Origin of the sequence: Mesorhizobium sp. ISC25, assembly GCF_042295465.1 — a bacterium.
Classification (GTDB): Bacteria; Pseudomonadota; Alphaproteobacteria; order Rhizobiales; family Rhizobiaceae; genus Mesorhizobium.
Map to the genome: position 1 here is coordinate 5,353,343 of NZ_CP135441.1, position 25,242 is coordinate 5,378,584.

A 25,242-nucleotide genomic window follows, 5' to 3' on the forward strand; every position below is an offset into this window, starting at 1 on the left:
GCTTGGGAGACCAATGGGCGGGGTGGTTTATTCCGCCCGAAGACTAAAAGGTCATTCACAGTGCCGTGATGGCGCACTGGCCCGATGCGAAGCCGGCGCTGGAAGGCACTGGCTCGACCACGCTCTGGCGATGTCTAGTCAGGCCAGCGCAACGCTCCGGCGGACTGCTTGCGAGCGGGCTTCATCGCATCCGCGGGCCGATCGGCAGCGCTCAATATAGCCCGCAGGCGTTCGGCAACGATCTCCGCCTCGCCGGGATGGAGATTGCACGGATCAAGGAAGAAGTGACCGCGCTCGACCTCGTGGTTGCGAACGATGATGGGTGGCGAACCCGCGGCAAGCGCTGAGGCGAGGCCGGCTGCGGTGAACCGGCTTTCGGGCGCAACAAACACCTGCAGGCGGTCGAGAGGATTTCCGGTCGGATCGGGAATGATGTTTGCTGCGATGCCGGGCAGGCCCTGCAATGCGGTTTGCCACAGATGCAGGGCGGCTTCTTCCCGCTGGCGAATGTCGGCATGGTCGCGCCGCTCCCAGGCTTCCAGGGCCGCCATAGTGCCGGCGATGCTCTCCTTGCCGACCTTCATGGCGCGCGCGACGCCCCGGTTCTGGAGATAGGCGGCCCGCACCAGATCCTTGCGGCCGGCAACGATGCCGCTTGTCGGCCCTGAGAGAAATTTGTGCCCGCTATACAGGACAATATCGGCGCCGCGCGCCAGAAAGCCGCGCAAATCGTATTCCGAGGCGGCGTCGACGATCACCGGCACGCCCCTGGCGTGGCAAATCTCGCAGAACTCCTCGAGCGGGAGCATGCCGTATTGCACGGTGTGGTGCGCAACGACGTAGAGGGCTGCCGCCGTCCGGTCCCGGATCGCCTCGGCAACATGATAGTCCTGGGTGACGCTGACCGTGCCGGCAGGCACTGCCGTGGCTCCGGCAAGCCGGATCGACTGGTCGATCGGCGCGCCATAATTGACGATATGGCCAAGCTGGACGATGACCTCCGATTTGAGGCCCTCGGTATCGTCCGGCAGCCGCTCGATCGCAAGAAGGCTGGTTCCGGTCATCGCGCCGGCAATCGCCATGGTTATGCCGCTGGCGCAGCATGCGGTGATGAAGCCGGCCTCGCCGCCGGTGAGGCGTGCAATCACGGTACTTGCGGCGCGCTGCAGATCGTCCATCTCGACCCATTGCGAGGCGATTTCCGACATTGCGGCGATCGCCTCGGGGACAATGATCGAAGCGCCGAGCGCCGTCATCGTGCCGGAAACATTGATGATAGGGCGAAGGCCGAGCCGTTCGCGGATTGTCGTGTTGGAACGGTCAGCGGCATAGGTCGTCATCTCGGAAGATCCTGTTTCGAAAGCTTTCAAGCGGCGATCTCGACGACCGCCTCGATTTCAACTGTGATGTTGCCCGGCAGCGAGCCGACACCGATCGCGGAACGGGCGTGTCCGCCAAGCGTATCAAAGACGGCGGCGAAAAGATCGGAACAGCCATTCACCACCTTGGGGTGCTCGCTGAATGTCGGCGTCGCATTGACAAAGCCAAGCAGCTTGACGACGCGCACGATGCGGCCGAGGTCGCCGGCCGCCGCATGCATGACGGCGAGCAGGTTCAGGCCGGTCAGACGGGCATGATCATAGGCCTCCTCCACGCTGACATCCTCGCCGACCTTGCCGGTGCAGAGCGCGCCATCGGCGCGCAACGGCCCCTGGCCGGAGAGGAAGATCAGCCGTCCGCTCTCTGCATAGGTGACGAAGTTGGCGATGGGCTTCGGCGGCTCGGGCAGTGTCAGGCCCAATTCCGCGAGCCGGATGTAAGGCGTCATAAAAGCTCCTTGCGACAGCTTTCGCCGTCCGATGTCAAAAATGCGAGGCGCGAAACCGCGCCAGGAAACTGCGAAGGCGTTCATTGTCGAACCCCGCCGCCAGAATCTCGGCGGGTGGTCCGACGGCGCTGACGCCGCCATCCGCCATGAAAACGATGCGGCTCGATGCGTCGCGCGCAAAAGCCATTTCATGCGTGACCATCAGCATCGTCATGCCGTCTTCGGCGAGGCTGCGCACGACCTCGAGCACCTCGCCAACCAGTTCCGGGTCGAGCGCCGAGGTTATCTCGTCGAGAAGCAATATCTTCGGCTCCATCGCCACGGCGCGGGCGATGCCGACGCGCTGCTGCTGGCCGCCGGAAAGCTCGGCCGGCAGACTGTCGGCTTTGTGGGCGAGGCCGACCCGGCCGAGCCAGTGCTCGGCAATGGTGCGGGCCTCGGCATTGCTCTTGCCGCGCACCTTGCGCAGACCAAGCATGATGTTGCCGGCCGCAGTCAAATGCGGAAACAGATTGAAGCTCTGGAACACCATTCCGGTCTCGGCTCGCATCGCCGCCAGGTCGCGCTCGCTGCGTCGCTGGTGTGTTCCCGTCTCGCGATAGCCGACCTCCTTGCCATCGATACGGATCGAGCCGCTGTCGTAGCTCTCCAGGAAGTTGACGCAGCGCAGCAGCGTGGTCTTGCCGCTGCCGGAGGGGCCGATGACCGTCACCACCTCGCCGCGTGTCACCTGCAGGCTGACGGAGCGCAGGACCTCGACGGATCCAAAGGCTTTGGAAACCTCGGTGACATCGAGAAGTGCCGGATTCTGGTGCGAGGCGTTGGACATCTTGCTATTCCCGGATGAAGGAGAAACGCCGCTCCAGGCGCCGGCTGGCCAAGGAGAGGGCGTAGTTGACGGCGAAGTAGACGAGCGCACCGAGAATGTAGAGCGGCATCGCCTCGTAGGTGCGGCCGATGACCTGGTTGATCGCCTGCATGAGGTCGGTGATGCCGAGCAGCGAGACCAGCGCGCTGCCCTTCACCGCGTCGGTGACGCCATTGATCCAGGGTGGCAGGAAGCGCCTGAACGCCTGCGGAAAAATGACGTAGGCCAGCCGCTGGCGAAAGGTCAGTCCGATCGCCATCGCCGCCTCGGACTGCCCCTTGGGGATCGAGCCGACGGCGCCGCGTAAATATTCGACGACCTGTGCGGTCTTGAACAGGGTGAGGGCGAGTACGGCCGCCCAAAAGGATTCCAGATGCAGCCCCACGGCGGGCAGGCCGTAATAGACGAAGAAGATCAGCACCAGGATCGGAATGCCGCGTATGGTGTCGCTGAAGATGCGCACTGCCCAGCGCAGCGGAGCCGGACCATAGACAAGGCCGACGCCCATCAGTACGCCGGCGATGAGCGATAACACCACGACCAGCAGCGACACCCACAAGGTTATGGCAAAGCCTTGGGCGAGGAACGGCAAGGCGTAAATGATCTGGCTCAGCATGTCAGCGCGCCGCCTTGAACCGGCGCTCGACCAGCCGCAGCGCGAAAAGCAGCGCGTAGCCGGTCAACAGGTACATCGCAGTCACCACCAGATAGACCTCGACAATGCGGAACGTGTTGAAGTTGATCCACTGGGCGCCATAGGTGAGTTCGGGTACCGAGATGACCGACGCCACGGACGTATCCTTGAAGAGCGATATGAATGTGTTGGAAAGCGCCGGCAGGGTTATGCGCAGCATCGTCGGCAGGCGCACATGGAGCAGCCTTTGCCATGGCGTCAGGCCGATTGCCTTGCCGGCGTCGAGCTGCCCGCGCGGCACCGCCTCGAGCCCCGAACGAAACACCTCGACCAGGTAGGCGCCGCTGTAGAGCGACAGCGTGGCAATAAATGAGGTTTGCGCGCTGTAGGCGATGTCGACCACGGTCGGCAAGCCGTAGAAGACCAGGTAGACGAGCAGGATCAGCGGCACGTTGCGGATGAACTCGACATAGCCCGCGATGATGGTCCGCACCGCACGTCCGGCCGACACGTACCAGACCGCCAGAACGAGCCCGATGACGATGCCGATCGCGATCGAGATGACGGCCAGTTCGAGGCTTAGCAGCAGTCCGCCCCAGAGCTTGTCGAAATGCCGCCAGATCAGGTTGAAGTTGAGGGTATAACCCATGCGTCCTCGTCATGGAGGGCTGTGATGAGAGAAGGCGGAAGGACGTTGTCCTTCCGCCTGCTTGCATCAGATGACCGGGAAACCGGGATGGCGCGCCGGCGGCTCCTGTCCGAAATAATCCTTGAACGCAGCGTCGTAGAGTGCCGTTTCATGGCCGAACATGGCGATGGTGAAGGTCTGGTTGACGAAGGTCAGCCAGTCGAGGTCGCCCTGCCGCAGCGCGGCACCATAAAGCATCGAGAACCAGCTCTTGCCGGCATCGAAGTATTTGTCCGGATTGCGCGAGGCGAGCCAGCGCACCGTCGACAGATCGACCGCGGCGGCGTCGACGCGCTTCGATTCCAGTGCCTGCAGCACGTTGGCCTGCGTGTCTATCTGCATTACCTGCGACTCCGGCAGGACGATATGCACGTTTGCCTCGGCATCGACGTTTTGCAGGATGGAAATCCGGGTCGCCGAACCGGCGGCAAGCAGCTTGTCGAAGGTCTTGTTTTCGGCGCTCGGAAGGGTCAGCAAGGCGATGCCTTCGACGTAGTAGGGTCGGGAGAAGTGGATCAGCTGCGAGCGCTGGGCGGTCATAGTCATGAACTGGATGGTGATGTCGACCTTGTTGGTGGTCACGTTCGGAATGCGCTGAGCCGGATCCTGCATGACGAATTCGACTTTGGTCGGATCGTCGAAAAGCCCCTTGGCGAGAATGCGACCCATGGTGATGTCCATGCCGACCAGTTCGCCGGCGTCGTTCTCGAAATGCCAGGGCGCATTGGTACTGCCGGTGCCGACGATCACCTTGCCGCGCTCGAGAACGGTGCGCAGCAGGCTGTCGGGCGCTGCCTGGGCCGCCGCTTTCCGAACGTCGACCGCGGTAGCGACGCTCATCACTCCGGCCGTTGCAAGCCCGGCCATTCCCAGTTTCAGAAATTCACGCCTTTTGGATGTGTCGTTCACGACGACCTCCTCTCGTGTTGTGTTCCCCTTTGGACCAGCAATACAGCATCGGTTGCAACTGGCATCATTGTCCCTTACAAGAGACTGCTGTACTCTGTACAAGACAGATTAACATCAGGAATCGATAATGCAAGATGGCAATGCCTTGGCCGCTCGATCGGACGTCGGTCTGGACGAGGACAAGAATTCGGGTTCCCGGGAGAAGGGCCTCAACCGGGTCCTCCAGATTCTGGAGTTTCTTCACGCGACCCAGCGCGCAATCGGCATTGGCGATCTTGCCAAGGGGGTGAACGCGCCGCGTTCGACGACCTACACGCTTGTGCGCTCACTGGTCGACGCTGGCCTGCTGGAGATGGCCGGAGACGGCAATCGGGTCTATTTCGGAAAGAAGCTTTATCTCTACGGAATGGACTATGTACGGGGCAACGACCTGCTCAGGCGGGGGCGCCAGGAAGTCGACCATTTGTCGCGCGAGACCGGCGAGACCTCGGAGTTGTGCATGCTGCAAAGCGGCCGCTACACCATCGTCCATTCAAGCCCGGGAACGAGGCCATTCAGGATCAGCTCGGCGACGGGTCTGCAAATACCGCTTCCCTGGACAGCGTCCGGGCGGCTGCTCCTCGCCGGCTTCGACAGGGCGGCGATCGAGGATATGGTCTCGGAAGACGATCTCGTACTGCCGGACGGCCGCAGGTTGCGGCTCGACGACTTCATAGCCGACATCGCCGTCGCCAAATCGGCCGGCTACTGCGTCACCTCCGGCCTTGTCGATGCCTACACAAAATGCCTGGCCGCGCCGGTCTTTTCAGCGCCGGGCAGGGTCGAGGCGACGATGTGCCTGGTGGTTCCCATCGATACCTCGACCGAAAAGACCGACGATCTGATAGCGCTGTTGCGCGAGCGCGCCGCACGGCTTTCGATCGCGGCATAGCCGCCTTTCCAGCAGGCCGGCGCCGGCGTTCGTTCAAGCAATGGCGTTCGTTCAAGCAATAATGTCTGGAATGATCTTGTCTTCCAGCGCCATCAGCCTGTCCTTCAGGAAAAGCTTCTTTTTCTTCATGCGCTGGATCTGCAGCGGGTCGCAATTCACGGCGATCATCGCGTTGATGGCCGCGTCGAAATCGGCGTGTTCCTGCTTCAGCCGGGAATATTCGAGGCGGATATCTGCCTGTTCCTGATCGGACATCTTTACCGTCTGCACGTCTGCGGCGCCCAAACTATGGGCCTGATTGGGCGGGACCGGGGGTCTTCTTGCACCGGCGCGCAGCCCATACCACATTTCATATTGTCGTGGAATGCTACCACGCAGCATTCGACATCGGTGCTCGATGGTGGCAAACTGTCATTATGCCGTCACAGAAGCGAGCCTGCGGTGGACGTACCTTGGCGGCTGCAATCGAGGAAACCATGAAAGGGAGAACCAATCATGTCTCTTGCATCCCATCTTGATGAGCTGCAGCGGAAACACGGCGACATCGAACGGGAAATCGACGATGCGATGACCCATCCATCGGTAGACGACCTCGAAATCGTGAATCTCAAGCGGCGCAAGCTGGCGCTCAAGGACGAGATTGAAAAACTGAAGGCGAAACCGACGACGCACTGAAGCCCTTCCAGGACTAGCAGCGCCGCCCGGCGCGCGATCTTTCCGGTGGCATCGCAATGCTGCCGGAAACACTCGTGGATTTGCGGCAAGCTGCCGTCTTGTCATTACCGATTTGCTAGGCCTGCGCGCCAGTCGCCATTGACAAGCCATCTTTGCTCCTCCACCTCATGCCCGGACCTTCAAGATTAAAGGCAGCCGGCATGACCGGATATTTTTCCTCACCCTTCCCACGCCGCAGGTCGGTTGGTGTCGGTGTCGGCGGCGTGATGGTTGGTGGCGGCGCGCCGGTCGTCGTTCAGTCGATGACCAACACCGACACGGCCGATGTCGACCAGACGGTCGCGCAGGTGGCGGCGCTGCATCGCGCCGGCTCCGAGATCGTGCGCATAACCGTCGATCGCGACGAAAGCGCTGCCGCCGTACCGGCCATCCGCGAGCGGCTGGAACGGCTCGGCATCGACGTGCCGCTGGTCGGCGATTTCCATTATATCGGCCACAAGCTCCTGGCCGACCACCCGGCCTGCGCCGAGGCACTGGCCAAATACCGCATCAATCCCGGCAATGTCGGCTTCAAGGACAAGAAAGACCGGCAGTTCGCGGCGATCGTCGAGATGGCGATCCGATACGACAAACCGGTGCGCATCGGCGTCAACTGGGGCTCGCTCGACCAGGAACTGCTGACCCGGCTGATGGACGACAACCAGGCCCAGGGCTTTCCGCTTACCGCGCAGGAAGTGACGCGCGAGGCAATCGTGCAGTCGGCGATCCTGTCGGCCGAAATGGCCGAAGAGATTGGCCTTGCCCGCGAGAAAATCATCCTATCGGCCAAAGTCAGCGGCGTGCAGGATCTGATCGCCGTCTACACCGAGCTTGCCACCCGTTCCGACCATGCGCTGCACCTCGGCCTGACGGAGGCGGGCATGGGCTCGAAAGGCATCGTCGCCTCGTCCGCGGCCATGGGCATCCTGCTCCAGCAAGGCATTGGCGACACCATCCGCATCTCGCTGACGCCGGAGCCGAACGGCGACCGCACGCGCGAGGTGCAGGTGTCGCAAGAACTGCTGCAAACCATGGGCTTCCGGCAGTTCGTGCCGATCGTCGCCGCCTGCCCGGGCTGCGGCCGCACGACCTCGACCGTGTTCCAGGAGCTTGCCCAGAACATCCAGGCCGACCTGCGCAAGAACATGCCGGTGTGGCGCGAACAATATCCCGGCGTCGAGAACCTCAAAGTCGCGGTGATGGGTTGCATCGTCAACGGTCCGGGCGAATCCAAACATGCCGATATCGGCATTTCGCTGCCCGGCACCGGCGAGACGCCGACCGCCCCGGTGTTCGTCGACGGCAAGAAGGCGGCGACGCTGCGCGGCCCGTCGATTGCCGCGGATTTCGAGAAAATGGTTTCCGACTACATCGAACGGCGATTTGGCCAACACGGCAAAGCCGCGGCGGAGTAGTTCGATGCGGCGTTTGCTTGGGGCGACGCTGGTTGTCATTTGCGGGCTGGGCTGGGCGACAGCCGTCCAGGCCGATCCGCCGCGGCCCGCCAAGCATAAGCTGATCGATCGAGTTTGCGATCTTATCGAGACGCATGCCGACCAGAACGGCCTGCCCAGGGATTTCTTTGCTCGGCTGATCTGGAAGGAAAGCCGTTTCGATCCCAATGCGGTCAGCCCCGTCGGCGCGGAGGGTATCGCCCAATTCATGCCGGGTACCGCCAAGATGCGCGGGCTCGCCAATTCCTTCGACATCGAACAGGCGATCCCTGCCTCGGCAAAATACCTCGCCGAAATGAAATCCGGTTTCGGCAATCTCGGCCTCGCCGCCGCAGCCTACAATGCCGGCGAGAACCGGGTGACGCGCTGGCTGAATTCCGGCGGATTCCTCCCGATGGAGACCGAAAGCTACGTTTTGGACGTCATGGGCGAGCCGGCCGACAAGTTCACCGATGCCGCCTACGCCGGCGCCATCCGGCCGCTCGACAAGAAGGCGAGTTTCGCTGCCGCTTGCCGCGAGCTGCCGGTGATCATGTCCAGAACCGTGCCGATGTCGTCGATCAACATCAAGCCGTGGGGCGTGCAGGTGGCCGGCAATTTCCGCCGCGCCGCGGCGCTCAATCAGTGGAGCAACGTGAAGCGCCGGTTTCCAGCCTTGCTCAGCGGTCGCGATCCGGTGGTCAGCCGGGTGCGCACACCGATCGGCAGGCGCGGCATCTATGCGGTGCGGATCGGCGCCGACACGAAAGCCAGGGCCGACGATATTTGCCAGAAACTGCACAGCGTGGGCGGCGCGTGCATCGTGGTGCGCAATCGGTAAGCCACATGTCGGTGCGTTTCGCGTCGTTGCTGCCCATCTCGCTCCCCGTCGGCACTTCGTCCTCGACACGTGAATCATATTTTCGGTGAACCCTTAGGCAGGTCTTGCATCGTCGTCGATGCGGGGTAAGGTCCCCGCGATTTTTCGTGAAAGGGATCAGCATGGCCGGCTTCAAGACACTGGACGACATCGGCAATATCAGCGGCAAGCGTGTGCTGGTGCGTGTCGACCTCAATGTTCCCGTCACTGCGGGCAAGGTCACCGATGCCACCCGCATCGAGCGCATTGCGCCGACCATCGCCGAGCTCTCCGGCAAGGGAGCCAAGGTCATCCTGCTTGCCCATTTCGGCCGGCCCAAAGATGGACCTGCGCCGGAATTCTCACTCGAACCGATCGCCAAGGCGACGGCGGACGTGCTCGGCCGTCCGGTTGGCTTTGCCGCCGACTGCATCGGCGACAAGGCGGCGAGCGCCGTCGCCGCCATGGACAGCGGCGACATACTGCTGCTCGAGAACACCCGCTTCCATAAGGGCGAGGAGCAGAACGATCCGGCCTTCACCGAAAAGCTTGCCGCCAACGGCGACATTTTCGTCAACGACGCCTTCTCCGCCGCGCACCGCGCCCATTCGTCGACGGAAGGGCTGGCGCATGTGCTGCCGGCCTTCGCCGGCCGTACCATGCAGACCGAGCTCGACGCGTTGGAAAAGGGTCTTGGCAATCCCGTCCGTCCGGTTGTCGCCATCGTCGGCGGGGCCAAGGTCTCGACCAAGATCGACCTGTTGATGAATTTGGTGAAGAAGGTCGACGCGCTGGTCATCGGCGGCGGCATGGCCAACACGTTTCTCGCAGCACGCGGCACCGACGTCGGGAAATCCCTGTGCGAGCATGATCTCGCGACCACCGCCAAGCAGATCATGATCGAGGCGGCCGAGGCCGGCTGCGCCATCATCCTGCCAGCCGACGGCGTTGTCGCCAGGGAGTTCAAGGCCGGCGCCGCCAACGAGACCGTCGCCATAGCAGACGTGCCGGCCGACGGCATGATCCTCGATGTCGGCGCAAAGACCGTGAAAACCATTGCCGAATGGATCGACCGTGCCGCGACGCTGGTCTGGAACGGGCCGCTCGGCGCCTTCGAGATCGAGCCATTCGACCACGCAACGGTGGCGACGGCCAGGCACGCGGCAGCGCGCACCAAGGCCGGCAGACTGGTCTCGGTCGCCGGCGGCGGCGACACGGTGGCGGCGCTCAACCATGCCGGCGTCAGCGGCGATTTTACTTATGTCTCGACGGCCGGCGGCGCTTTCCTCGAATGGATGGAAGGCAAGCCCTTGCCCGGCGTCGACGTCTTGAAGCGCTAACTGCGGCAGCAATAGCAGTGCGAAGGAGTGCGCCCGCGACTTTCAATCGATTCGCGCTTCTCCGGCGAAATGGTTCGACTTGAACCTGCGTTGCTCTGGTGGTCTGCTGGGCGCGGATCAATTCTTTCAGGAGAAGCACGATGAGCGAACGTCTCGAGGACATTGCCGCCGCGATGGTGGCCAATGGCAAGGGCCTGCTGGCTGCCGACGAGAGCTCCGGCACCATCAAGAAGCGCTTCGACGTCATCGGCGTCGAGTCGACCGCCGACAGCCGCCGCGACTATCGCGAGATGATGTTCCGCGCCAGCGATGCAATGACCAAGTACATTTCCGGCGTCATCCTCTACGACGAGACCATTCACCAGAGGGCCGCCGACGGCACACCGCTGGTCGACATTATCAAGGCATCAGGCGCTATCCCCGGTATCAAGGTCGACGCCGGCGCCAAGCCGCTAGCCGGCTTTCCCGGCGACACCATCACCGAAGGCCTTGACGGCCTGCGCGAACGGCTCACCGATTATTACAAGCTTGGCGCCCGCTTTGCCAAATGGCGCGCGGTGATCGACATCGATGTTGCCAAGGGCGTGCCTTCCGCCACCTCGATCGGCTCGAACGCCCATGCGCTCGCCCGCTACGCCGCGCTTTGTCAGGAGGCCGGCATCGTGCCGATCGTCGAGCCGGAGGTGCTGATGGACGGCGCCCACGGCATCGATACCTGCTACGAGATCAGCAAGGCGACACTGACGAAGCTGTACACCGAGCTCTATGCGGCCCGCGTTGTGCTCGAAGGCACCATCCTGAAACCGAACATGGTGCTGGCCGGCAAGAAATCGGGCAAGGTCAGCAGCCCCGAGGAAGTCGCCGAAAAGACCATAAAACTGTTCCGCGAGACGGTGCCGGCCGCGATCGGAGGCATTGCCTTCCTGTCAGGTGGACAATCGGACGAGGAGGCGACCGCTAACCTCAATGCCATCAACGCCATCGGCCCGCATCCGTGGAAGCTGACCTTCTCCTACGGCCGCGCCTTGCAGGCCGCCCCGCAGAAGGCCTGGGGCGGCAAGGCGGCAAATGTCGCCGCCGCGCAGGCGGCCTTCGCCCATCGCGCCCACATGAACCATCTGGCAGCGCTTGGACAATGGCAGCCGACGCTTGAGCAAGCCGCCTGACCGAAAACATCTTGCGTTTCTCCCGACCCGGGCCACGTGCCCGGGTTTTTGTTTGAAAAGCAGCAAGGGCTGCAATTTCCTGCAACTGAAATGCAGCTCGGTGTCGGCATTCCTCGTTGCCGAACGTCCTCCGTGAAAAGAGGAGCAGACCGATGCCAAACAACAAGACCGTTTCGCAGGAAGAGTGGTTTCAGGCGCACAAGGCGCATCTGGCGCGCGAAAAGGAATTGACGCGCTTTCGCGACCGCGTCGCCGCCGAACGCCGCGAATTGCCGTGGCTGAGGATCCGCAAGGACTATGTCTTCGAGACAGAGCAAGGGCCAAAGAAACTGCCCGACCTGTTTGGCGGCAACAGCCAGTTGATCGTCTACCATTTCATGTTCGGGCCGGGCGCCGACTATCGCTGCGAAGGCTGCTCCTTCCTTGCCGACCACATCGACGGCGCCAACCAGCATCTCAGGCATCACGACGTCTCACTTGTCGTGGTAGCGCGGGCGCCATTGGCCGAATTGCTGCCTTACAAGCAGCGCATGGGCTGGAAATTCGATTGGGTGTCGTCCTACGCCTCGGACTTCAACTTCGACATGCAGGTGTCATTCACCGATAAGCAGATCGCGGCCGGAGACACGACCTACAATTTCGAGCGGCGTGCGCGGAGATCGAAGGACCTTCCCGGCACCAGCGTGTTCTATCGCGACGAGAAAGGCGACATCTTCCTGACTTTCATCTCGCGCTCCCGAGGCGGCGATCCGCTGATCGGCGCCTATCACTATCTCGACCTGACGCCGAAAGGCCGCAACGAAACTGGCCCGCATCATAGCCTCGGCGACTGGGTGCGGCTGCATGACGAGTACGAAGACCAATCCGGGACGCATGACGGTTGCCATTGAGGCGACAAGGGTGTCGCTGCAAGGTCGTTCACCTTCAGTGCAACATGCGCTAAGTGCTGTTCGCTATGCCCTAAAAGGGACTTGCCATGCGGCGCATTCCGACCCTTCTCACCTGGCTCGCCTTTCCGGTCTATGTCTGGCAAGGACTTGGCGTGCGTCGCCGCACCACCCGCATGCTGCCGGCACAAGGTCCGGTCATGCACGAGATATCTGGCGTGGCGCCAGCAATCTCGGTTCTGGTGCTTGGCGATTCCTCCGCCGCCTCGGTAGGCATCGGCAATTCCGAAAACGGATTGGCCGCGCAACTGGCCGTCCTGATTGCGCAACGCACCGGCCGCATCGTGCGCTGGCGGGCAGCCGGCTTCAACTCGGCAACCTCTGGCCAGATCCGCGATCATGTGCTGCCCAATCTATCGGCCGATCCGTGGACGTATATCGTGCTGGCCATCGGCACCAACGACACCAAGAATTTTCATTCGGTACCGCGCTTCAAACGCGAGTTTGGCGGCCTGCTCTACGCGCTGCGCGCCAAATGGCCGGAGGCGCGCGTCGTGTGGTCGCCGGTGCTGGAGTTCACCCGTGCGCCGGCAATGCCGCCGCTGCTCGGCAAGATCCTCGAAATCCGCGCCGTCGAAATGAACCGGATGGGCGAGCGCCTTTGCCTCGAACGCGGCGCCATACCGGCGCCCCGCCTGCCGATCACCGATGCCGAGGCCGGCTTCGCATCGGATGGATTCCATGCTTCGGAAGCCGGCTACCGAGCCTGGGCGGAACATCTGGTCAGCCTGGTGGTCGCCAACGAACCGGGCGTCGCGTAGCGGGCCGCCGGCACTACGTCCAGTGCCCGAGCACCGCCGTAATCGAAATCGCCGCCATCGCCAGCAGCGCCAGCTTCCAGAAATCGCTGCGCCGCTTCAGCCCGGGCCAGCCGAGCGGTTTGATGAGCTGGATGACCATCATGGCGATGATGACGAGCGCGAGAAGTTTCGACATGCAGCCTTTGATCAGCATCGCGGCTGGCTGTCAAAGCGGCTCCGCGATCACCGTCTTTCCACTGCGGCCCGCCTCTTTTCAGCACTGGCTCGCTACCTCGGTGGACAAATCGGAATGCCGGTCACGAGAGCGGCACCCTCCTGACAGACTGCTGTCAGCAGGGGTGTGCGATAGTGCCTGCATCGAAAGAGAGGAGACCAGCCATGAACGGTTTTACCATCCTGCGTAGCGTGCAGCACTATGTCGGCAAGATCCGGACGATGCGCAACGAGATCCGCACCCAGCGTTTCATGAATACCCTGCCGGCAGACATCCGCAAGGATATTGGTTGGCCGGACATGTATGGCGACCGCCGCAATGGCGGCAATTGAGGCAAGCTTTCTGCGTGGCGTTTGGATGCGGCCTGGCGACGAGCTGAAATGGGCATGCTGAAGCCTCCTGACAGTATGGTGTCAGGAGGCTCGTGCCATAGTGCGATGGCCGCCGGAGACGGATGGCCGAGAGGACGATCGATGAAAAGCTGGAACGACAGGCTGAACACGCCTGGCATCAACGGCGTAAAACCGTCGCCACGCACCATCGGCGACGTCGTCGAAGGGCAGCCGATGCTGGTTCCTACAGCTCGCCAGGTCGATGCATTCATCCGCTCCATTCCCGAAGGCATGGACATGGATATCCGTGCTTTGCGCACCGCTCTCGCCATCGAGCACGGTGCCGAGGTGACATGTCCGGTCACGATCGGCTATCATCTGCGCACCGTCGCCGAGGCCGCCAACGAGGATCTTGAGCGTGGCGTGGCGCTGAGCGACATTGCGCCGTTCTGGCGGGTGCTCGACGCAAGCACGCCGACAACGAGGAAATTGTCCTTCGGCGCGGCCTTCGTCGCCGCGCAGCGCAAGCGCGAAGGGCTGGAACGATAGACGCCGAGGGACCATACGATGCGCCGCGCCGACAGGCTCTTCCAGATCGTGCAGCATCTGCGTGGTGGCCGTCTGGTCACTGCCCAGAAGCTGGGCACGTGGCTCGAGGTTTCCGAGCGGACGATCTATCGCGACATCGCCGACCTGCAGTCGACCGGCGTGCCAATCGACGGCGAGGCCGGTGTCGGCTACATGATGAGGGAGGGTTTCGACCTTCCGCCGCTGATGTTCACGCGTGACGAGATCGTCGCGCTGGTCGCCGGCGCCCGCATGGTGCGCGCCTTTGGCGGCGCGGCCATGGCGCGAGCCGCGGACGAGGCGCTGGTCAAGATAGGCGCCGTGTTGCCCGACGCCGAAAAGGACCGCATCGCCCGTACCGAGATCCACACGCCGATGTGGGTGGTAAGCGATGCCGCCCGCGAAGCCATCGACCTGATCGAGCGGTCCATCGAGAAACGTCAGGTGCTGACCATCGACTATTCGGATGAGGCCGGCCGCAGCACCGCGCGCGACATCCGCCCGCTCGGCCTGTGGTTCTGGGGCAAGGTGTGGACCTTGGTCGCCTGGTGCGAGATGCGCGGCGATTTCCGCGCCTTCCGCATCGACCGCATCGCCTCGGTGGTCATCGCCGGCCGCACCTTCAAGCCGGAGCGCGGCAAGCAGCTCGCCGATTTCTACCGCGCGGTGGAGCGCAGCGAGGACTATGGCATGGCGCCGGACCGGGCGGCGCGAAGCTGACACGGAAGATCACAAAAAAGCCCGCTTGAAAGCGGGCTTTTTGTTTTGGATGCGAGACCTACTCCTCTTCGTCGGCGTCCTTGTCCTTCGACTTCAGCGCCGAAAGCTTGGCGAAGACAGCGTTGTCGAGTTCCCGGTCCTCGTCCTTCGGCTTTTCGGGCGCCGGCACCAGCCGTTCGGTCAAGGCGGCCGGCAGCAGCGTATCGCCGACCGGCTGCGCCTGCTCACGGCCGCGCGAGGCGCGGTTGATTTCCATATCGAGGTCGATCTGCGACGTCAGGCCGAGTGTCACCGGATCCATCGGCTGGAGATTGGCGGAGTTCCAGTGCTTTCTGTCGCGGATCTGGTCGATCGTCGACTTCGTCGTGCCGACAAGGCGGGCAATCTGCGCATCCTTGAGCTCGGGATGGTTGCGCACCAGCCAGAGGATGGCGTTGGGCCGGTCCTGGCGCTTCGACAACGGCGTGTAGCGCGGACCCTTGCGCTTGGATTCCGGCACCCGCACCTTGGGATCGGAGAGCTTCAGCCGGTGGTTCGGGTCCTTCTCGGCGCGCGCGATCTCGTCGCGAGTGAGCTGGCCGGTCATGATCGGGTCCATGCCCTTGATGCCTTGCGCCGACTCGCCGTCGGCGATCGCCTTGACCTCAAGCGGATGCAGTCCGCAGAACTGCGCTATCTGCTCGAAGGAAAGCGCTGTGTTGTCAACCAGCCAGACGGCGGTCGCCTTTGGCATCAGCAGCGTATTGGCCATTATAAAAATCCTTCTCGTTCGCCCGCGTTCCCGCGCGGGCGGTGGTTTAGAGCCACCAAAATGGGAAAATCGCGGTCTATATAACCGCTCGCTCGCCGTTTCGCAATGTTTTTGGCAGGCGCGTCAAGGACGGCATGGCAGCGCGACCAGCAGACCGCGAAGGGTCGGCACATGACGCCCATGCAATCAAAGCTTCAAAAAGACAAAGCCCGCCAGACCAAGGTCGGGCGGGCTCGGAACCGGCGACGGAAATCCGTCTGCTGCGGCTCTGGCTTCTAAGGCTTGATCCCGAACCGCGGCTCGGCGTTGCGGAAAAGCAGCGCTCGGTCTGCGGGTGGGATCGTGCTCGAGATCAAAGCCCCTGGCGGGCGATTCTCTCGATGTCGCCGCGGTTGATGCCGAGGTCGTTGAGCTGACGAGCGTTCAGCCGGTTCAGTTCGCGCACGGTTTCGTTGTACATGCGCCAGTTACGGAAAGCGCGGATCGGGTTCATGGTAGTCCTCCATTTCGTTGGATCATTCGTTTCGATGACGCGTAAATAGGCATCGCTGCTCAGGAATTGAACAGACGCTTTTGCATGGCCGCAATGCATTGTTGCATTGCAGCATTAAGCTTTCATTCAGCTTGTTGGGGCGTGCGTCTCGGACGATACGTCCTAGCCGACGTCGAGCACGATCTTGCCGATATGTTCGCCGTCTTCCATCCGCTCATGCGCCCGCCAGGCCTCCTTGAGCGGGAAGATCATATCCATGACGGGCGCCACCTTGCGCCTGCCGAGCAACGGCCACACATGCGCCTCGAGTGCTGCGGCGATTGCCGCCTTGAATTCGACGGTGCGCGGCCTGAGCGTCGAGCCGGTGTGGACGAGCCGCTTGACCATGAGTTTCGAGAAATCGGCGCTGGCAACCGCCCCGCCCTGCGTGGCGATCTGAACGATGCGGCCTTCCAGCGCCGCAGCCTCGTAGTTGCGCGCCACATAGTCGCCGCCGACCATGTCGAGGATCACGTTGGCGCCGCGGCCCTCGGTCGCCTCCTTGACCGCCGCGACGAAATCCTCCTCGCGGTAGTTGATCGCCCGGTCGGCGCCGAGCTTGAGGCAGGCTTCGCATTTCTCCTTGCTGCCGGCGGTGGTGATGACATAGGCGCCGAAAGCGGCAGCAAGCTGGATCGCCGTGGTGCCGATACCCGACGAGCCGCCATGCACGAGCAGCGTCTCGCCGCTCTTCAGGCCACCGCGCTCGAAGACATTGTGCCAAACAGTGAAGTAGTTTTCCGGCAGCGCCGCCGCTTCGGTGTAGGTAAAGCCGGCGGGCAGGGGCAGCACGCTGCCGGCGTGCACTCTGACATATTCGGCATAGCCGCCGCCCGCCGTCAGCGCACAGACCCGGTCGCCGACGCGCCAGCGCGATATCTCGTCACCAAGGGCAGCGACTTCGCCTGCCGCTTCCAGGCCCGGCAGATCCGATGCTCCCGGCGGTGGCGGATAGGCGCCCTTGCGCTGCTGCACGTCCGGCCGGTTGACGCCGGCGGCCCGCACCCGGATCAGGATCTCGCCGGGACCGGGAACCGGTACGTCGCGGGTTTCCGGTTTTAGCACCCGCGGCCCGCCCGGTTCCGATATGGCGATCGCCATCATCTTTGCCGGAATTTTCTGTGCGTTCGCCATGAATTTTCCCGTCGTGCTTCGCCGGTTTCTCGTGCCAGCTCTTGCCGGCCATTTGCATCCATACCCTTGCCCTATGTATGCTCATTGGCAAATCAGGCAAATGGGCAATCACGGAGGAGCGACGATGGCGATCTTCGACGACGAACCCAAGAAGAAAGCGCGCCCGCACGAGATCGGGCAGGATCTGTCGCTGCTTTCCGTCGATGAATTGTCCGAGCGGATCGGCATCCTGCGCGACGAGATTGCCCGGCTGGAAGCCGAGCTCAAGACCAAGGGCTCCACCAAGTCGGCGGCAGAGGCGCTGTTTCGCCGCGAATAGTACTGCGGGTAATTCCAAAAGCTCGGGCACGCCGCCGAAAAGCCCGAATGCCGCTGTCTCCAGACCTGTGCCCAAACCCCAGCCGGATTGAAAAATGTTCGCAAGCTACAGACCGATCCTCTCGCTGCTGCGCGGCACCGCGTTCCTGTTGGCGGCATCTGGGCTGCATGGGCTGCTGTTGCCGCTGCGCGGTCAGGTGGAGGGCTTCTCGACGGCATCGCTCGGCCTGATGGGCACGGCTTGGGCCGGCGGCTTCGTCACCGGCTGCTTCTTTGCGCCACGCATCGTGCGCCGCGCCGGTCATGTCAGGGCTTTCGGCGCCTTTGCCGCATCGGGAGCAATCGTCGCGCTGCTCACTGGCCTGATCATCGACGAATATACCTGGATCCTGCTGCGCGCCTTCACCGGCTTCACCATGGCCGGCGCCTTCATGGTCATCGAAAGCTGGCTGAACGAGAAGGCCACCAACGAAAACCGCGGCACCGTCTTCGGCCTCTACATGATGGTCACCTATGCCTCGATCATGGGCGGTCAGATGATCGTTGCCGGCGGCGATGTGAAATCGGCGTCGCTGTTCATGATCACCGGCATTCTGTTTTGCCTGTCGCTGATCCCGACGGCGGTCTCGACGGCGTCGCACCCCAAGCCGCTGCAGGACGTGTCGCTTGACGTCAAAGGGCTCTATGTCAATTCGCCGGTCTCGGCGATCGCCTGCGTGCTGATCGGCATTGCCAACGGCGCCTGGGGTACACTTGGTGCCGTCTATGGAGCGCGCATCGGCATCTCGACAGCCGAGATCGCGCTGATGATGAGCCTCGTGGTCATTGCCGGCGCCGCCATGCAGCTTCCGGCCGGGCGGCTCTCCGACACGACGGACCGTCGTTTCGTTCTGGCGGGCGCGGCTTTCGGCGCTGCGCTGTTCGCCATCGCCATCTTCCTGTTCGAACCGCGCTCCGGCGTCTTCGTCATCGTCTGCACCGCCGCCTACGGCGCCTTCGCCTACACGCTCTATTCGATCGCGGTGGCGCATGCCAACGACCACGCCCGATCGGAGGACTTCGTCAAAGTGTCGGGCGGCCTGCTGCTGCTTTATGGCTTCGGCACGATGATCGGTCCGCTGGTGGCCGCTGGCCTGATGGGCTGGATGCGTCCCGAGGGGCTGTTCCTGGCTACTGCGCTCGCGCATCTGAGCCTGGCCGGCTATACGCTGCTGCGCATCAGCCGTCGCGCGCCGGTGCCGATCGAAGGCCGCGATGCCTTCAAGACCCAGCCGGCCGACCGCTCGGTGACGCCGGAAGCGTTGCGGCTCGACCCGCGCAGAAAAGCTGAAACCGACGGTTGAGATTCGAGGCGCTTTGCCCCACAAATAAGGCATGATGCTTTCCGACGCCTTCATGGCGATTGCCGATCCCAACCGGCGCCATCTCTTGGAAGAGCTCCGGCGCGGACCGAAGACCGTCAACGAATTGGCATCCGGCTTGCCGGTGTCCCGCCCGGCCGTTTCGCAGCACCTGAAGGTGCTGCTTGATGCCGGGCTGGTCAATGCCAAGCCGGAGGGCACCAGGCGTGTCTATACGGTCAGCAATGCCGGCTTCCTGAAGCTCAACATCTGGCTTGACCAGTTCTGGGATGCGGAGCAGCTCGGTTCACCCGGAAGCTGAGAGGCGTCGTCAGCGCGTCGAGCAACTATGCAGCATCGGGCCTAGAGCAATTCCCGGAAAAGTGTGAAACGGTTTTCCGTCCGGAATTGCGCAAAACAAAGAGATAGAGCGGTTCGGCGTTTCCATCAAACGATGAACCACTCTAGCCATTGTTGTAGGGGAAGAGCTTGAAATAAGGCTGCGCTTCCTCGATCACACGGGCAACCGAGGGGCGTTGCAGCAACCGGTCGTGATAGCGCCTGACCGCAGGATATTCGTCTCCGAACGGCTCGACCTTGTTGGCGTAGAACAGCGCGGGGGCGGCAGCGCAGTCGGCCATGGTGAAGCTCGCACCCACCGCCCATGTCCTCGACTGCATGTCCTGTTCGATGATGGCGTAGGAGCTGCGCAGCTGGGCGCGCGCCTGCTCGACGCCGAACGGATCGGTCTTGCCCTCCGGCCGCAGCCGGTCGCCGACGATCTTCTGCATCGGTTCCTGGACGTAGAAGTCATAGAAGCGGTCGGCGAGCCGGGTCTGGCGAGCGAGATCGACATCGGCGGGGATCAGTTCGACCGGCCCAGGATAATACGCGTTGAGATATTCGATGACGATCGTCGATTCCGGCACAGTCCGATCCAGCGCTTCATCACGCAGTACCGGCATCTTGCCGAGCGGCCACAATTTCAGGAACGCCGCGCGCGACGGTTCATTGCCGAGATCGACAACGACTGATGTGAATGGCGTGCCGTTCTCATAGAGCGCGATCAGCGGCTTCCAGCAGAAAGAGGCCAGTGGATGAAGATGCATGGTCAGGGACATTGTTTGCCGTTCCTTAGGTGGTTCGTCTCGAGGAAATTCGGTGTCGGGGTCAGGCTCGGTCCTATTTGGCCTGGCTGTGGGTGACGATGGCATCGATGATCGCGGCCCAGTCGTCTGGATGCAGCTCGTGGCCGCCGCCCTCGATCCGGAGCAGCCTTGCACCGGCGACCGCGTCGGCAAGAGCGGCGCCATGCTCGACTGGAAAGATGGGATCGTCGGTGCCGTGGATAACGAGGAGCGGGGTTTTCATGTCGCGCAGCCGACCCGTCCAGTCCTCGCCGCTCCCATCTTCGCCACTCTTGAGCATGAAATGATTGGTCGCACTTAGAAAACCGCCGGACCGGTCATAATCCTGTTCGACGAAAGCCCGCGTTCGCTGCTTGTCGAATGAGTGCGCGGCACCGGTGAGCGCATGCGCGTCCTTAACGATGAAATCGACCGCTTGGCCACGGTCCGACCAGTCGACCTTGGCGCCTTCGGCCGAATGTTTCCTATAGGCCTCGGTGGTTCCGGGCAGATGCGACGTATCGATGCCCAGGGGCGAGCTGCTGATCACCGTCAGCGAAGTGACACGCGACGGGTATTTCAACGCAACGAGCTGCGCGATCATGCCGCCCATCGACATGCCGACCACATGCGCCTTTCGGATTCCATGGTCGTCAAGGACGCGGATGGCATCGTCCGCCACGTCGTCGAATGTATAAGGCGGCTCGCCCGGCGCGTATTTGGTCGAACGGCCGGTATCGCGATTGTCATAGCGGATCACGAAGCGACCCTCGCCGGCCAGCTTCCGGCAAAACGCTTCGGGCCACCAAAGCATGGAAGCCATCGCACCCATGATCAACAATACCGCCGGATGGGCCGAATCGCCGAAGGTCTGGGACACGATTTCGGGGTGTTCGGCGTTTTTCATGGCTTTCCTCCTTGGGCTGCAAATCTGATTGCAATTTGCAATCAGTTGCACGATATTAAAACTGATACGATAATGCAACCGGTTTTTGGAGATTCGCATGAACATCGATCGCCGGTCCGGATGCCCGATCAACCTGTCGCTCGAAGTGTTCGGCGACCGGTGGAGCCTGATCATCCTTCGTGACATCATCTTCGGCGGCAGACGCCACTTTCGCGAACTGCTCAACGGCTCGATGGAGGGCATCGCCTCCAACATCCTCGCCGACCGGCTGAAGCGGCTGATGGAGCTCGGCATGCTGACCAAGGCGGATGATCCCTCCCACAAGCAGAAGGCGATCTACAGTCTGACCGAAATGGCGATCACGCTGGTGCCGATCCTGGCGCATCTCGGCGCCTGGGGCCGCGTCTGGCTGCCGGTCAGCGAAGAGCTCTCTGTCCGTGCCGAACTTCTGGAAAAGGGCGGCCCGCCGATGTGGGATAAGTTCATGAACGAGTTGCGCCACGAGCATCTGGGTGCGTCTCCTGCCCCATCCGAGCCCACCGTCCGCGCGACTTTGCAGGCCGGATACGATGCGGTGATCGCCCGCAAAGCGCGGGGCATCGGCTGCGATCCGGCGCCATGACCAACTTATTTTCCCAATTGCGGGCTGGCTCTGCTATCAAGGGGGCTGAAGATAATTCACGGGATTGGATAACGCTCTTGGTCGAGAACTCTAAGGACACTGCCCGTGCGCGGGCCGATTTGCGTTTCAAGAAACAGGAAGAGGCAGCCACGGTTCGCCAGAAGGCGATGGCGGAATATGTCGCTGAGAGCGACGCTCGCCAGGCCAAGACCAACAAGCTGCGGGCGCTGCGCCTCGCCAAGGAAGCGGAAGACCTGGCCAATGCGCCTCCGGCCCCGGTGAAGAAGCCTCGCGCCAAGAAAAAATAAGCCGGCGCTCCCAGACGCATACTTCATTTCGCACGCGAAACAGTTCACCGGGATCTTTCTGCCGGTTGATGACTGGCGCGTTTAGGAGACCGCCATGACCGCACTGACGCTCGACAAAGCCCTTGAAATCATCGCCGCCGCCTTTGCCAAGGGTGCCGAGCTCAAGCTCAGGCCGCTTGGCGCCTCGGTGCTCGACGCCGGCGCCCATCTGGTCGCGTTCCAGCGTCAGGACGGCGCCTCGTTCCTGCGTCCGCAAATGTCGGCCGGCAAGGCTTATGGCGCGCTCGCTATCGGCATGGGCTCGCGCCGGGTGGAAGCTTTCGCCAAGGAGCGTCCGCATCTGATCGCCGGCGTCTCCGACGTGTCGGGCGGGCGCGTCCTGCCGGTCGTCGGCGGCGTGCTGATCCGCGACAACGCCGGCACGATCATCGGCGCCGTCGGCATTTCCGGCGACACGTCCGACAATGATGAAACGGCAGCCATCGCCGGTATCGAGGCGGCTGGCTTTAGCGCCGACCCCGGCTGAGCCGGGATCCTTAATTCATGTTGATGTCGCGGCTGGCCGACCGCATCGACACCGAAAAGCCGGCCAGCACGTCGATCAGCGCTATGATCATCAGTATGAAGAAAACGGAATGGGCGGCGCCCTTCACCAGCAGGAACTCGACCAGATAGGCCACAAAGACGAAGGTCGACAAAAGGTGATCCATGATCGAGGCATTTGTCGTGCGCGTCGATTTCACCACTTCGACGAACAAGAAGATCAGTGCGATCAGCACGATGAGATCGCCGAGGGTCATAGAGAACACCCCACCCGACATCATCCGGACCGAAAACATTTCGGTCGCCCACGGATCGTCGCCGCTGCCGAATATTCCCAGAAGCCCGAGATTGTAGAGGATGAAAGGCACGATCAGCAGCGGGATGGCACCGAACATTTGGCGGCTCCGGTTGGACTGATCTTTGTAGAGTGCGCCCGGCGTTCGCCGTCAAGAATTTTCGTGCGACCAGCAAACACGGACAAAGACGGCGTGAAACAACAATGTCAGGCCCGGCTGATAAGATCAGTTGTCGCAAACGCAAAAAGACCGGCCAATGGCCGGTCGTTTCGCAACCCATAAACCGTCGAAAGCTCTCTCAGCTTTCCTTCGGCTCCAGAACCTGGCGACCGCGATACATGCCGGTCTTCAGGTCGATATGGTGCGGACGGCGCATCTCGCCGGAGTTCTTGTCCTCGACATAGGTCGGGGCCTTCAGTGCGTCGGCGGAACGGCGCATGCCGCGCTTCGACGGAGAGGTTTTTCGTTTCGGAACGGCCATGGATATGCTCCACTACATGGTCAAAACGCCCCGGCGGCCCTCGTGAAAGGGCCACATCAGGGGCCGGAATCTGAGAAAGTCGGCTGCCTATACACGCCCGATGGCGTTTTGGCCAGCGTCGCCGTGTTTTTTTTTGAGACTATCGCAGGCAACCGACATAGGCGCCAGCGCGGCCCGCGCGCCGCTCGATCAACGCGGCAAGCCGCCTCAGTCCCGGCCCGGGCTTCGCCGGATTGCGCACGATCGGATTCGGCAAGGTGACGGCAAGCAGCGCCGCCTGCCGGCGCGACAGCTGTCTTGCCGAGACGCCGAAATGATGCTGGGCGGCGGCCTCGATGCCGTAGATGCCCGGTCCCCATTCGGCGATGTTGAGGTAGATTTCCATGATCCGCCGTTTCGACAGCACCGCATCGAAATAGACGGCCAGCGGCAGTTCGACGACCTTACGGACCGAGCCCAACGGCCGCGACCATAGATAAAGGTTCTTTACCGTCTGCATCGTGATGGTCGAGGCGCCACGCGTCATCTCGCCGGCGAGCGCATCGTCGACGACGCCGCGCAACTCACCCAGATCGACGCCGCGATGGAAACAGAACTGCCCGTCCTCCGACATGATGACCGAATATACCAGCACCGGCGCGACATCGTCGATGGAAACCCAGCGCCGATCATAGCCGGAAAACGTCGCCAGGTCCTTCAGCATCAATGTCGACACCGGATGCACGAACGGCGGCAGGTATAGGAAGGTCAGCACCACCGGCACCAGCGCCAGCACGACGGCGACGGCGATGCCGCGCCGGACCCAGCGTTGAAGACCGATGCGGCTGCCGCGTCTCGGTCTCGCCATGTCCAACCCTTCGGTTTCGTGATCGACGATCGGTTCCGCCAAGCCACCCAGTCCGCGCTGCTCCCTGCCCCCGGCATAATGGCGGTTGGCTTCTTGCGCAACGTCTGAGTGTCGGCTACCGCTCCCGACCATGACGAAAGACGACCAAATGGCGTTCGAAGCTGCACTTATTGCCCGGGCAGTTCCGCTCGAGGCGCTGCTGAGGCGGTTGCTCGACGGACGGACGCTTTCAGGCGAGGTCGCGCGGCCTGAACGCCTTATGGCGGCCATGCGACATGGCGTGCTGAACGGCGGCAAACGACTGCGTCCCTTCCTGGTCATGGAAAGTGCTGCGTTGTTTTCAGCCGACGGCGAGGCGGCGCTGCGCGTCGCGGCGGCGCTCGAATGCGTGCACTGCTATTCGCTCATCCATGACGACCTGCCGGCCATGGACGACGACGATCTGCGCCGCGGCCAGCCGACCGTGCACAGGGCTTTCGATGAGGCGACCGCCATTCTTGCGGGCGACGCCTTGCTGACGCTCGCCTTCGACATCCTTGCCGACGAGGCGACAATGCTGCCGGTCGAGCGCAGGGCAGCGTTGGTGCTGGCACTGGCCCGCGCCGCCGGGGCGGGAAGCATGGTCGGCGGCCAGATGCTTGATCTCGAGGCCGAACAAAGCCGGCCGGACGAGGCCGGCATCATCCGGCTTCAGGCGATGAAAACCGGTGCGCTGATCCGCTTTGCCTGCGAAGCGGGCGCTATCCTTGCCGGAGCGCCGTCGGGCGACCGCGAAAGGCTGGCCGAGTTCGGCTCGGCGATCGGGCTTGCCTTTCAGCTTGCCGACGACTTGCTCGACCTGACCGCCGACGCGCATCAGATGGGCAAGGCGACCGGCAAGGATGCCGCGGCCGGCAAGGCAACGCTGGTCGCGCTGCACGGACCGGGCTGGGCGCGGGACCAACTCCAGGGCCTTGTCGACCAGGCTCATGTGCTGCTCGAGCCTTTTGGCGAACAAGCCGCGCTTCTGAAACAAGCGGCGCAGTTCGTCGCGACCCGCAACAATTAGAGCTGCTCCCCACGGCGCGCCGTGCAGTCACGGAGAATGGCGACTGTTCGGCCAGATGCCTTAGCGCCAGCCAGGCG

34 protein-coding genes are annotated in these 25,242 nt (G+C 62.7%); 18 read left to right on the forward strand and 16 right to left on the reverse strand.

All coding sequences use genetic code 11. From position 1 onward, the window contains the following. Positions 1-134: 134 nt before the first annotated feature. From RQ479_RS26225 to RQ479_RS26250, 6 genes are all read right to left on the reverse strand, one after another. On the reverse strand, positions 135-1,340 hold the full coding sequence (locus RQ479_RS26225; protein WP_376702936.1) for an aminotransferase class V-fold PLP-dependent enzyme: 1,206 nt from the start codon (positions 1,338-1,340) through the stop codon (positions 135-137). Positions 1,341-1,366: 26 nt separating this feature from the next. Next, positions 1,367-1,828, reverse strand: coding sequence for a RidA family protein (locus tag RQ479_RS26230; RefSeq protein WP_292655697.1), 462 nt, complete (start codon positions 1,826-1,828; stop codon positions 1,367-1,369). Between the two features lie 34 nt (positions 1,829-1,862). After that, positions 1,863-2,657 (reverse strand): amino acid ABC transporter ATP-binding protein, encoded by a 795-nt coding sequence (locus RQ479_RS26235; RefSeq protein WP_352465755.1) that lies wholly within the window; start codon positions 2,655-2,657, stop codon positions 1,863-1,865. Positions 2,658-2,661: 4 nt separating this feature from the next. Beyond that, a complete protein-coding gene (locus tag RQ479_RS26240) occupies positions 2,662-3,312 on the reverse strand; it encodes an amino acid ABC transporter permease (protein ID WP_376702937.1) in 651 nt (216 codons plus the stop codon). A 1-nt stretch (position 3,313) separates the two neighbouring features. Continuing rightward, positions 3,314-3,979, reverse strand: coding sequence for an amino acid ABC transporter permease (locus RQ479_RS26245; protein ID WP_352714346.1), 666 nt, complete (start codon positions 3,977-3,979; stop codon positions 3,314-3,316). 66 nt (positions 3,980-4,045) lie between these two features. Then, positions 4,046-4,927 (reverse strand): transporter substrate-binding domain-containing protein, encoded by an 882-nt coding sequence (locus tag RQ479_RS26250; protein ID WP_376702938.1) that lies wholly within the window; start codon positions 4,925-4,927, stop codon positions 4,046-4,048. A 127-nt stretch (positions 4,928-5,054) separates the two neighbouring features. Between RQ479_RS26250 and RQ479_RS26255 the strand changes: the two genes are divergently transcribed. After that, positions 5,055-5,858, forward strand: coding sequence for an IclR family transcriptional regulator (locus RQ479_RS26255; RefSeq protein ID WP_292655683.1), 804 nt, complete (start codon positions 5,055-5,057; stop codon positions 5,856-5,858). Positions 5,859-5,909: 51 nt separating this feature from the next. On the opposite strand, the gene RQ479_RS26260 is transcribed toward RQ479_RS26255, so the two are convergent. After that, entirely contained in the window at positions 5,910-6,113 is a 204-nt protein-coding gene (locus RQ479_RS26260; RefSeq protein ID WP_352465789.1) for a YdcH family protein, read from the reverse strand. 240 nt (positions 6,114-6,353) lie between these two features. Between RQ479_RS26260 and RQ479_RS26265 the strand changes: the two genes are divergently transcribed. The 7 genes from RQ479_RS26265 (at position 6,354) to RQ479_RS26295 (ending at position 13,078) form a co-directional block, all read left to right on the forward strand. Next, positions 6,354-6,533, forward strand: a complete 180-nt coding sequence (locus tag RQ479_RS26265) for a YdcH family protein (RefSeq protein ID WP_023678481.1) — start codon at positions 6,354-6,356, stop codon at positions 6,531-6,533. Between the two features lie 200 nt (positions 6,534-6,733). Then, positions 6,734-7,987, forward strand: a complete 1,254-nt coding sequence (ispG, locus tag RQ479_RS26270) for a flavodoxin-dependent (E)-4-hydroxy-3-methylbut-2-enyl-diphosphate synthase (protein ID WP_376702939.1) — start codon at positions 6,734-6,736, stop codon at positions 7,985-7,987. 4 nt (positions 7,988-7,991) lie between these two features. After that, the gene (locus tag RQ479_RS26275; RefSeq protein ID WP_376702940.1) at positions 7,992-8,846 is read left to right on the forward strand and encodes a lytic transglycosylase domain-containing protein; all 855 of its coding nucleotides are present in this window, start codon (positions 7,992-7,994) and stop codon (positions 8,844-8,846) included. A 161-nt stretch (positions 8,847-9,007) separates the two neighbouring features. Beyond that, complete coding sequence (locus RQ479_RS26280) at positions 9,008-10,204, forward strand: phosphoglycerate kinase (RefSeq protein WP_376702941.1); 1,197 nt, start codon at positions 9,008-9,010, stop codon at positions 10,202-10,204. Positions 10,205-10,344: 140 nt separating this feature from the next. Then, entirely contained in the window at positions 10,345-11,370 is a 1,026-nt protein-coding gene (locus RQ479_RS26285; RefSeq protein ID WP_376702942.1) for a class I fructose-bisphosphate aldolase, read from the forward strand. Between the two features lie 152 nt (positions 11,371-11,522). Then, entirely contained in the window at positions 11,523-12,260 is a 738-nt protein-coding gene (locus RQ479_RS26290) for a DUF899 domain-containing protein (RefSeq protein ID WP_376702943.1), read from the forward strand. An 86-nt stretch (positions 12,261-12,346) separates the two neighbouring features. Next, entirely contained in the window at positions 12,347-13,078 is a 732-nt protein-coding gene (locus RQ479_RS26295; RefSeq protein ID WP_376702944.1) for an SGNH/GDSL hydrolase family protein, read from the forward strand. A 13-nt stretch (positions 13,079-13,091) separates the two neighbouring features. Here the strand turns inward: RQ479_RS26295 and RQ479_RS26300 are convergent, their stop codons facing one another. Then, positions 13,092-13,253 (reverse strand): hypothetical protein, encoded by a 162-nt coding sequence (locus tag RQ479_RS26300; protein ID WP_008873884.1) that lies wholly within the window; start codon positions 13,251-13,253, stop codon positions 13,092-13,094. Positions 13,254-13,456: 203 nt separating this feature from the next. Here RQ479_RS26300 and RQ479_RS26305 point away from each other — a divergent pair, with 203 nt between their 5' ends. The 3 genes from RQ479_RS26305 to RQ479_RS26315 all read left to right on the forward strand — a co-directional run bounded on the left by RQ479_RS26305 (position 13,457) and on the right by RQ479_RS26315 (position 14,911). After that, entirely contained in the window at positions 13,457-13,624 is a 168-nt protein-coding gene (locus tag RQ479_RS26305; protein WP_254816537.1) for a hypothetical protein, read from the forward strand. Positions 13,625-13,765: 141 nt separating this feature from the next. After that, entirely contained in the window at positions 13,766-14,173 is a 408-nt protein-coding gene (locus RQ479_RS26310) for a hypothetical protein (protein WP_376702945.1), read from the forward strand. A gap of 18 nt (positions 14,174-14,191) precedes the next feature. Beyond that, entirely contained in the window at positions 14,192-14,911 is a 720-nt protein-coding gene (locus RQ479_RS26315; RefSeq protein WP_023678491.1) for a YafY family protein, read from the forward strand. A gap of 58 nt (positions 14,912-14,969) precedes the next feature. On the opposite strand, the gene RQ479_RS26320 is transcribed toward RQ479_RS26315, so the two are convergent. The 3 genes from RQ479_RS26320 to RQ479_RS26330 all read right to left on the reverse strand — a co-directional run bounded on the left by RQ479_RS26320 (position 14,970) and on the right by RQ479_RS26330 (position 17,328). Then, positions 14,970-15,662: a DUF1013 domain-containing protein gene (locus RQ479_RS26320; protein WP_376702946.1), complete on the reverse strand. Its 693-nt coding sequence runs from the start codon at positions 15,660-15,662 to the stop codon at positions 14,970-14,972. Positions 15,663-16,014: 352 nt separating this feature from the next. Further along, positions 16,015-16,155 carry a DUF1127 domain-containing protein gene (locus RQ479_RS26325; RefSeq protein ID WP_023720976.1) on the reverse strand — a complete coding sequence of 47 codons (141 nt, stop codon included), beginning with the start codon at positions 16,153-16,155 and terminating at the stop codon, positions 16,015-16,017. 162 nt (positions 16,156-16,317) lie between these two features. Then, positions 16,318-17,328, reverse strand: coding sequence for an NAD(P)H-quinone oxidoreductase (locus RQ479_RS26330; protein ID WP_352465766.1), 1,011 nt, complete (start codon positions 17,326-17,328; stop codon positions 16,318-16,320). A gap of 124 nt (positions 17,329-17,452) precedes the next feature. Here RQ479_RS26330 and RQ479_RS26335 point away from each other — a divergent pair, with 124 nt between their 5' ends. From RQ479_RS26335 to RQ479_RS26345, 3 genes are all read left to right on the forward strand, one after another. Then, positions 17,453-17,647, forward strand: coding sequence for a DUF1192 domain-containing protein (locus RQ479_RS26335; RefSeq protein ID WP_376702947.1), 195 nt, complete (start codon positions 17,453-17,455; stop codon positions 17,645-17,647). Positions 17,648-17,741: 94 nt separating this feature from the next. Continuing rightward, positions 17,742-18,989: an MFS transporter gene (locus RQ479_RS26340; RefSeq protein WP_376702948.1), complete on the forward strand. Its 1,248-nt coding sequence runs from the start codon at positions 17,742-17,744 to the stop codon at positions 18,987-18,989. A 31-nt stretch (positions 18,990-19,020) separates the two neighbouring features. Continuing rightward, positions 19,021-19,308 carry a helix-turn-helix transcriptional regulator gene (locus RQ479_RS26345; RefSeq protein ID WP_023678497.1) on the forward strand — a complete coding sequence of 96 codons (288 nt, stop codon included), beginning with the start codon at positions 19,021-19,023 and terminating at the stop codon, positions 19,306-19,308. A 142-nt stretch (positions 19,309-19,450) separates the two neighbouring features. On the opposite strand, the gene RQ479_RS26350 is transcribed toward RQ479_RS26345, so the two are convergent. Then, complete coding sequence (locus RQ479_RS26350) at positions 19,451-20,107, reverse strand: glutathione S-transferase family protein (protein WP_376702949.1); 657 nt, start codon at positions 20,105-20,107, stop codon at positions 19,451-19,453. A gap of 61 nt (positions 20,108-20,168) precedes the next feature. Beyond that, a complete protein-coding gene (locus RQ479_RS26355; RefSeq protein WP_376702950.1) occupies positions 20,169-21,020 on the reverse strand; it encodes an alpha/beta fold hydrolase in 852 nt (283 codons plus the stop codon). Positions 21,021-21,117: 97 nt separating this feature from the next. Here RQ479_RS26355 and RQ479_RS26360 point away from each other — a divergent pair, with 97 nt between their 5' ends. The 3 genes from RQ479_RS26360 (at position 21,118) to RQ479_RS26370 (ending at position 22,476) form a co-directional block, all read left to right on the forward strand. Then, entirely contained in the window at positions 21,118-21,642 is a 525-nt protein-coding gene (locus RQ479_RS26360; protein ID WP_376702951.1) for a winged helix-turn-helix transcriptional regulator, read from the forward strand. Between the two features lie 77 nt (positions 21,643-21,719). Further along, complete coding sequence (locus tag RQ479_RS26365; RefSeq protein ID WP_023678501.1) at positions 21,720-21,950, forward strand: hypothetical protein; 231 nt, start codon at positions 21,720-21,722, stop codon at positions 21,948-21,950. Between the two features lie 94 nt (positions 21,951-22,044). Beyond that, positions 22,045-22,476: a heme-binding protein gene (locus RQ479_RS26370; protein ID WP_292655621.1), complete on the forward strand. Its 432-nt coding sequence runs from the start codon at positions 22,045-22,047 to the stop codon at positions 22,474-22,476. A 10-nt stretch (positions 22,477-22,486) separates the two neighbouring features. Here RQ479_RS26370 and RQ479_RS26375 read toward each other — a convergent pair whose 3' ends face one another. From RQ479_RS26375 to RQ479_RS26385, 3 genes are all read right to left on the reverse strand, one after another. Continuing rightward, on the reverse strand, positions 22,487-22,888 hold the full coding sequence (locus RQ479_RS26375) for a hypothetical protein (RefSeq protein WP_292655618.1): 402 nt from the start codon (positions 22,886-22,888) through the stop codon (positions 22,487-22,489). Positions 22,889-23,087: 199 nt separating this feature from the next. Beyond that, a complete protein-coding gene (gene rpmF / locus RQ479_RS26380; RefSeq protein WP_006203806.1) occupies positions 23,088-23,270 on the reverse strand; it encodes a 50S ribosomal protein L32 in 183 nt (60 codons plus the stop codon). 139 nt (positions 23,271-23,409) lie between these two features. Further along, positions 23,410-24,168 carry a transglycosylase domain-containing protein gene (locus RQ479_RS26385; protein ID WP_352465790.1) on the reverse strand — a complete coding sequence of 253 codons (759 nt, stop codon included), beginning with the start codon at positions 24,166-24,168 and terminating at the stop codon, positions 23,410-23,412. 97 nt (positions 24,169-24,265) lie between these two features. Here RQ479_RS26385 and RQ479_RS26390 point away from each other — a divergent pair, with 97 nt between their 5' ends. Continuing rightward, complete coding sequence (locus tag RQ479_RS26390; RefSeq protein ID WP_376702952.1) at positions 24,266-25,165, forward strand: polyprenyl synthetase family protein; 900 nt, start codon at positions 24,266-24,268, stop codon at positions 25,163-25,165. Positions 25,166-25,242: the final 77 nt, after the last annotated feature.

Excerpts from the sequence above, each read along its gene's own strand:
- RQ479_RS26315 (WP_023678491.1), top strand. The coding sequence starts at position 14,192 with ATGCGCCGCGCCGACAGGCTCTTCCAGATCGTGCAGCATCTGCGTGGT.
- RQ479_RS26300 (WP_008873884.1), bottom strand. The coding sequence starts at position 13,253 with ATGTCGAAACTTCTCGCGCTCGTCATCATCGCCATGATGGTCATCCAG.
- RQ479_RS26295 (WP_376702944.1), top strand. The coding sequence starts at position 12,347 with ATGCGGCGCATTCCGACCCTTCTCACCTGGCTCGCCTTTCCGGTCTAT.
- RQ479_RS26345 (WP_023678497.1), top strand. The coding sequence starts at position 19,021 with ATGATGCTTTCCGACGCCTTCATGGCGATTGCCGATCCCAACCGGCGC.
- ispG (WP_376702939.1), top strand. The coding sequence starts at position 6,734 with ATGACCGGATATTTTTCCTCACCCTTCCCACGCCGCAGGTCGGTTGGT.
- RQ479_RS26225 (WP_376702936.1), bottom strand. The coding sequence starts at position 1,340 with ATGACGACCTATGCCGCTGACCGTTCCAACACGACAATCCGCGAACGG.
- RQ479_RS26245 (WP_352714346.1), bottom strand. The coding sequence starts at position 3,979 with ATGGGTTATACCCTCAACTTCAACCTGATCTGGCGGCATTTCGACAAG.
- RQ479_RS26355 (WP_376702950.1), bottom strand. The coding sequence starts at position 21,020 with ATGAAAAACGCCGAACACCCCGAAATCGTGTCCCAGACCTTCGGCGAT.
- RQ479_RS26275 (WP_376702940.1), top strand. The coding sequence starts at position 7,992 with ATGCGGCGTTTGCTTGGGGCGACGCTGGTTGTCATTTGCGGGCTGGGC.
- RQ479_RS26350 (WP_376702949.1), bottom strand. The coding sequence starts at position 20,107 with ATGTCCCTGACCATGCATCTTCATCCACTGGCCTCTTTCTGCTGGAAG.
- RQ479_RS26325 (WP_023720976.1), bottom strand. The coding sequence starts at position 16,155 with ATGAACCCGATCCGCGCTTTCCGTAACTGGCGCATGTACAACGAAACC.
- RQ479_RS26360 (WP_376702951.1), top strand. The coding sequence starts at position 21,118 with ATGAACATCGATCGCCGGTCCGGATGCCCGATCAACCTGTCGCTCGAA.
- rpmF (WP_006203806.1), bottom strand. The coding sequence starts at position 23,270 with ATGGCCGTTCCGAAACGAAAAACCTCTCCGTCGAAGCGCGGCATGCGC.
- RQ479_RS26330 (WP_352465766.1), bottom strand. The coding sequence starts at position 17,328 with ATGGCGAACGCACAGAAAATTCCGGCAAAGATGATGGCGATCGCCATA.
- RQ479_RS26285 (WP_376702942.1), top strand. The coding sequence starts at position 10,345 with ATGAGCGAACGTCTCGAGGACATTGCCGCCGCGATGGTGGCCAATGGC.
- RQ479_RS26260 (WP_352465789.1), bottom strand. The coding sequence starts at position 6,113 with ATGTCCGATCAGGAACAGGCAGATATCCGCCTCGAATATTCCCGGCTG.
- RQ479_RS26370 (WP_292655621.1), top strand. The coding sequence starts at position 22,045 with ATGACCGCACTGACGCTCGACAAAGCCCTTGAAATCATCGCCGCCGCC.
- RQ479_RS26335 (WP_376702947.1), top strand. The coding sequence starts at position 17,453 with ATGGCGATCTTCGACGACGAACCCAAGAAGAAAGCGCGCCCGCACGAG.
- RQ479_RS26265 (WP_023678481.1), top strand. The coding sequence starts at position 6,354 with ATGTCTCTTGCATCCCATCTTGATGAGCTGCAGCGGAAACACGGCGAC.
- RQ479_RS26235 (WP_352465755.1), bottom strand. The coding sequence starts at position 2,657 with ATGTCCAACGCCTCGCACCAGAATCCGGCACTTCTCGATGTCACCGAG.
- RQ479_RS26375 (WP_292655618.1), bottom strand. The coding sequence starts at position 22,888 with ATGTTCGGTGCCATCCCGCTGCTGATCGTGCCTTTCATCCTCTACAAT.
- RQ479_RS26240 (WP_376702937.1), bottom strand. The coding sequence starts at position 3,312 with ATGCTGAGCCAGATCATTTACGCCTTGCCGTTCCTCGCCCAAGGCTTT.
- RQ479_RS26230 (WP_292655697.1), bottom strand. The coding sequence starts at position 1,828 with ATGACGCCTTACATCCGGCTCGCGGAATTGGGCCTGACACTGCCCGAG.
- RQ479_RS26310 (WP_376702945.1), top strand. The coding sequence starts at position 13,766 with ATGAAAAGCTGGAACGACAGGCTGAACACGCCTGGCATCAACGGCGTA.
- RQ479_RS26340 (WP_376702948.1), top strand. The coding sequence starts at position 17,742 with ATGTTCGCAAGCTACAGACCGATCCTCTCGCTGCTGCGCGGCACCGCG.
- RQ479_RS26280 (WP_376702941.1), top strand. The coding sequence starts at position 9,008 with ATGGCCGGCTTCAAGACACTGGACGACATCGGCAATATCAGCGGCAAG.
- RQ479_RS26290 (WP_376702943.1), top strand. The coding sequence starts at position 11,523 with ATGCCAAACAACAAGACCGTTTCGCAGGAAGAGTGGTTTCAGGCGCAC.
- RQ479_RS26390 (WP_376702952.1), top strand. The coding sequence starts at position 24,266 with ATGGCGTTCGAAGCTGCACTTATTGCCCGGGCAGTTCCGCTCGAGGCG.
- RQ479_RS26255 (WP_292655683.1), top strand. The coding sequence starts at position 5,055 with ATGCAAGATGGCAATGCCTTGGCCGCTCGATCGGACGTCGGTCTGGAC.
- RQ479_RS26305 (WP_254816537.1), top strand. The coding sequence starts at position 13,457 with ATGAACGGTTTTACCATCCTGCGTAGCGTGCAGCACTATGTCGGCAAG.
- RQ479_RS26320 (WP_376702946.1), bottom strand. The coding sequence starts at position 15,662 with ATGGCCAATACGCTGCTGATGCCAAAGGCGACCGCCGTCTGGCTGGTT.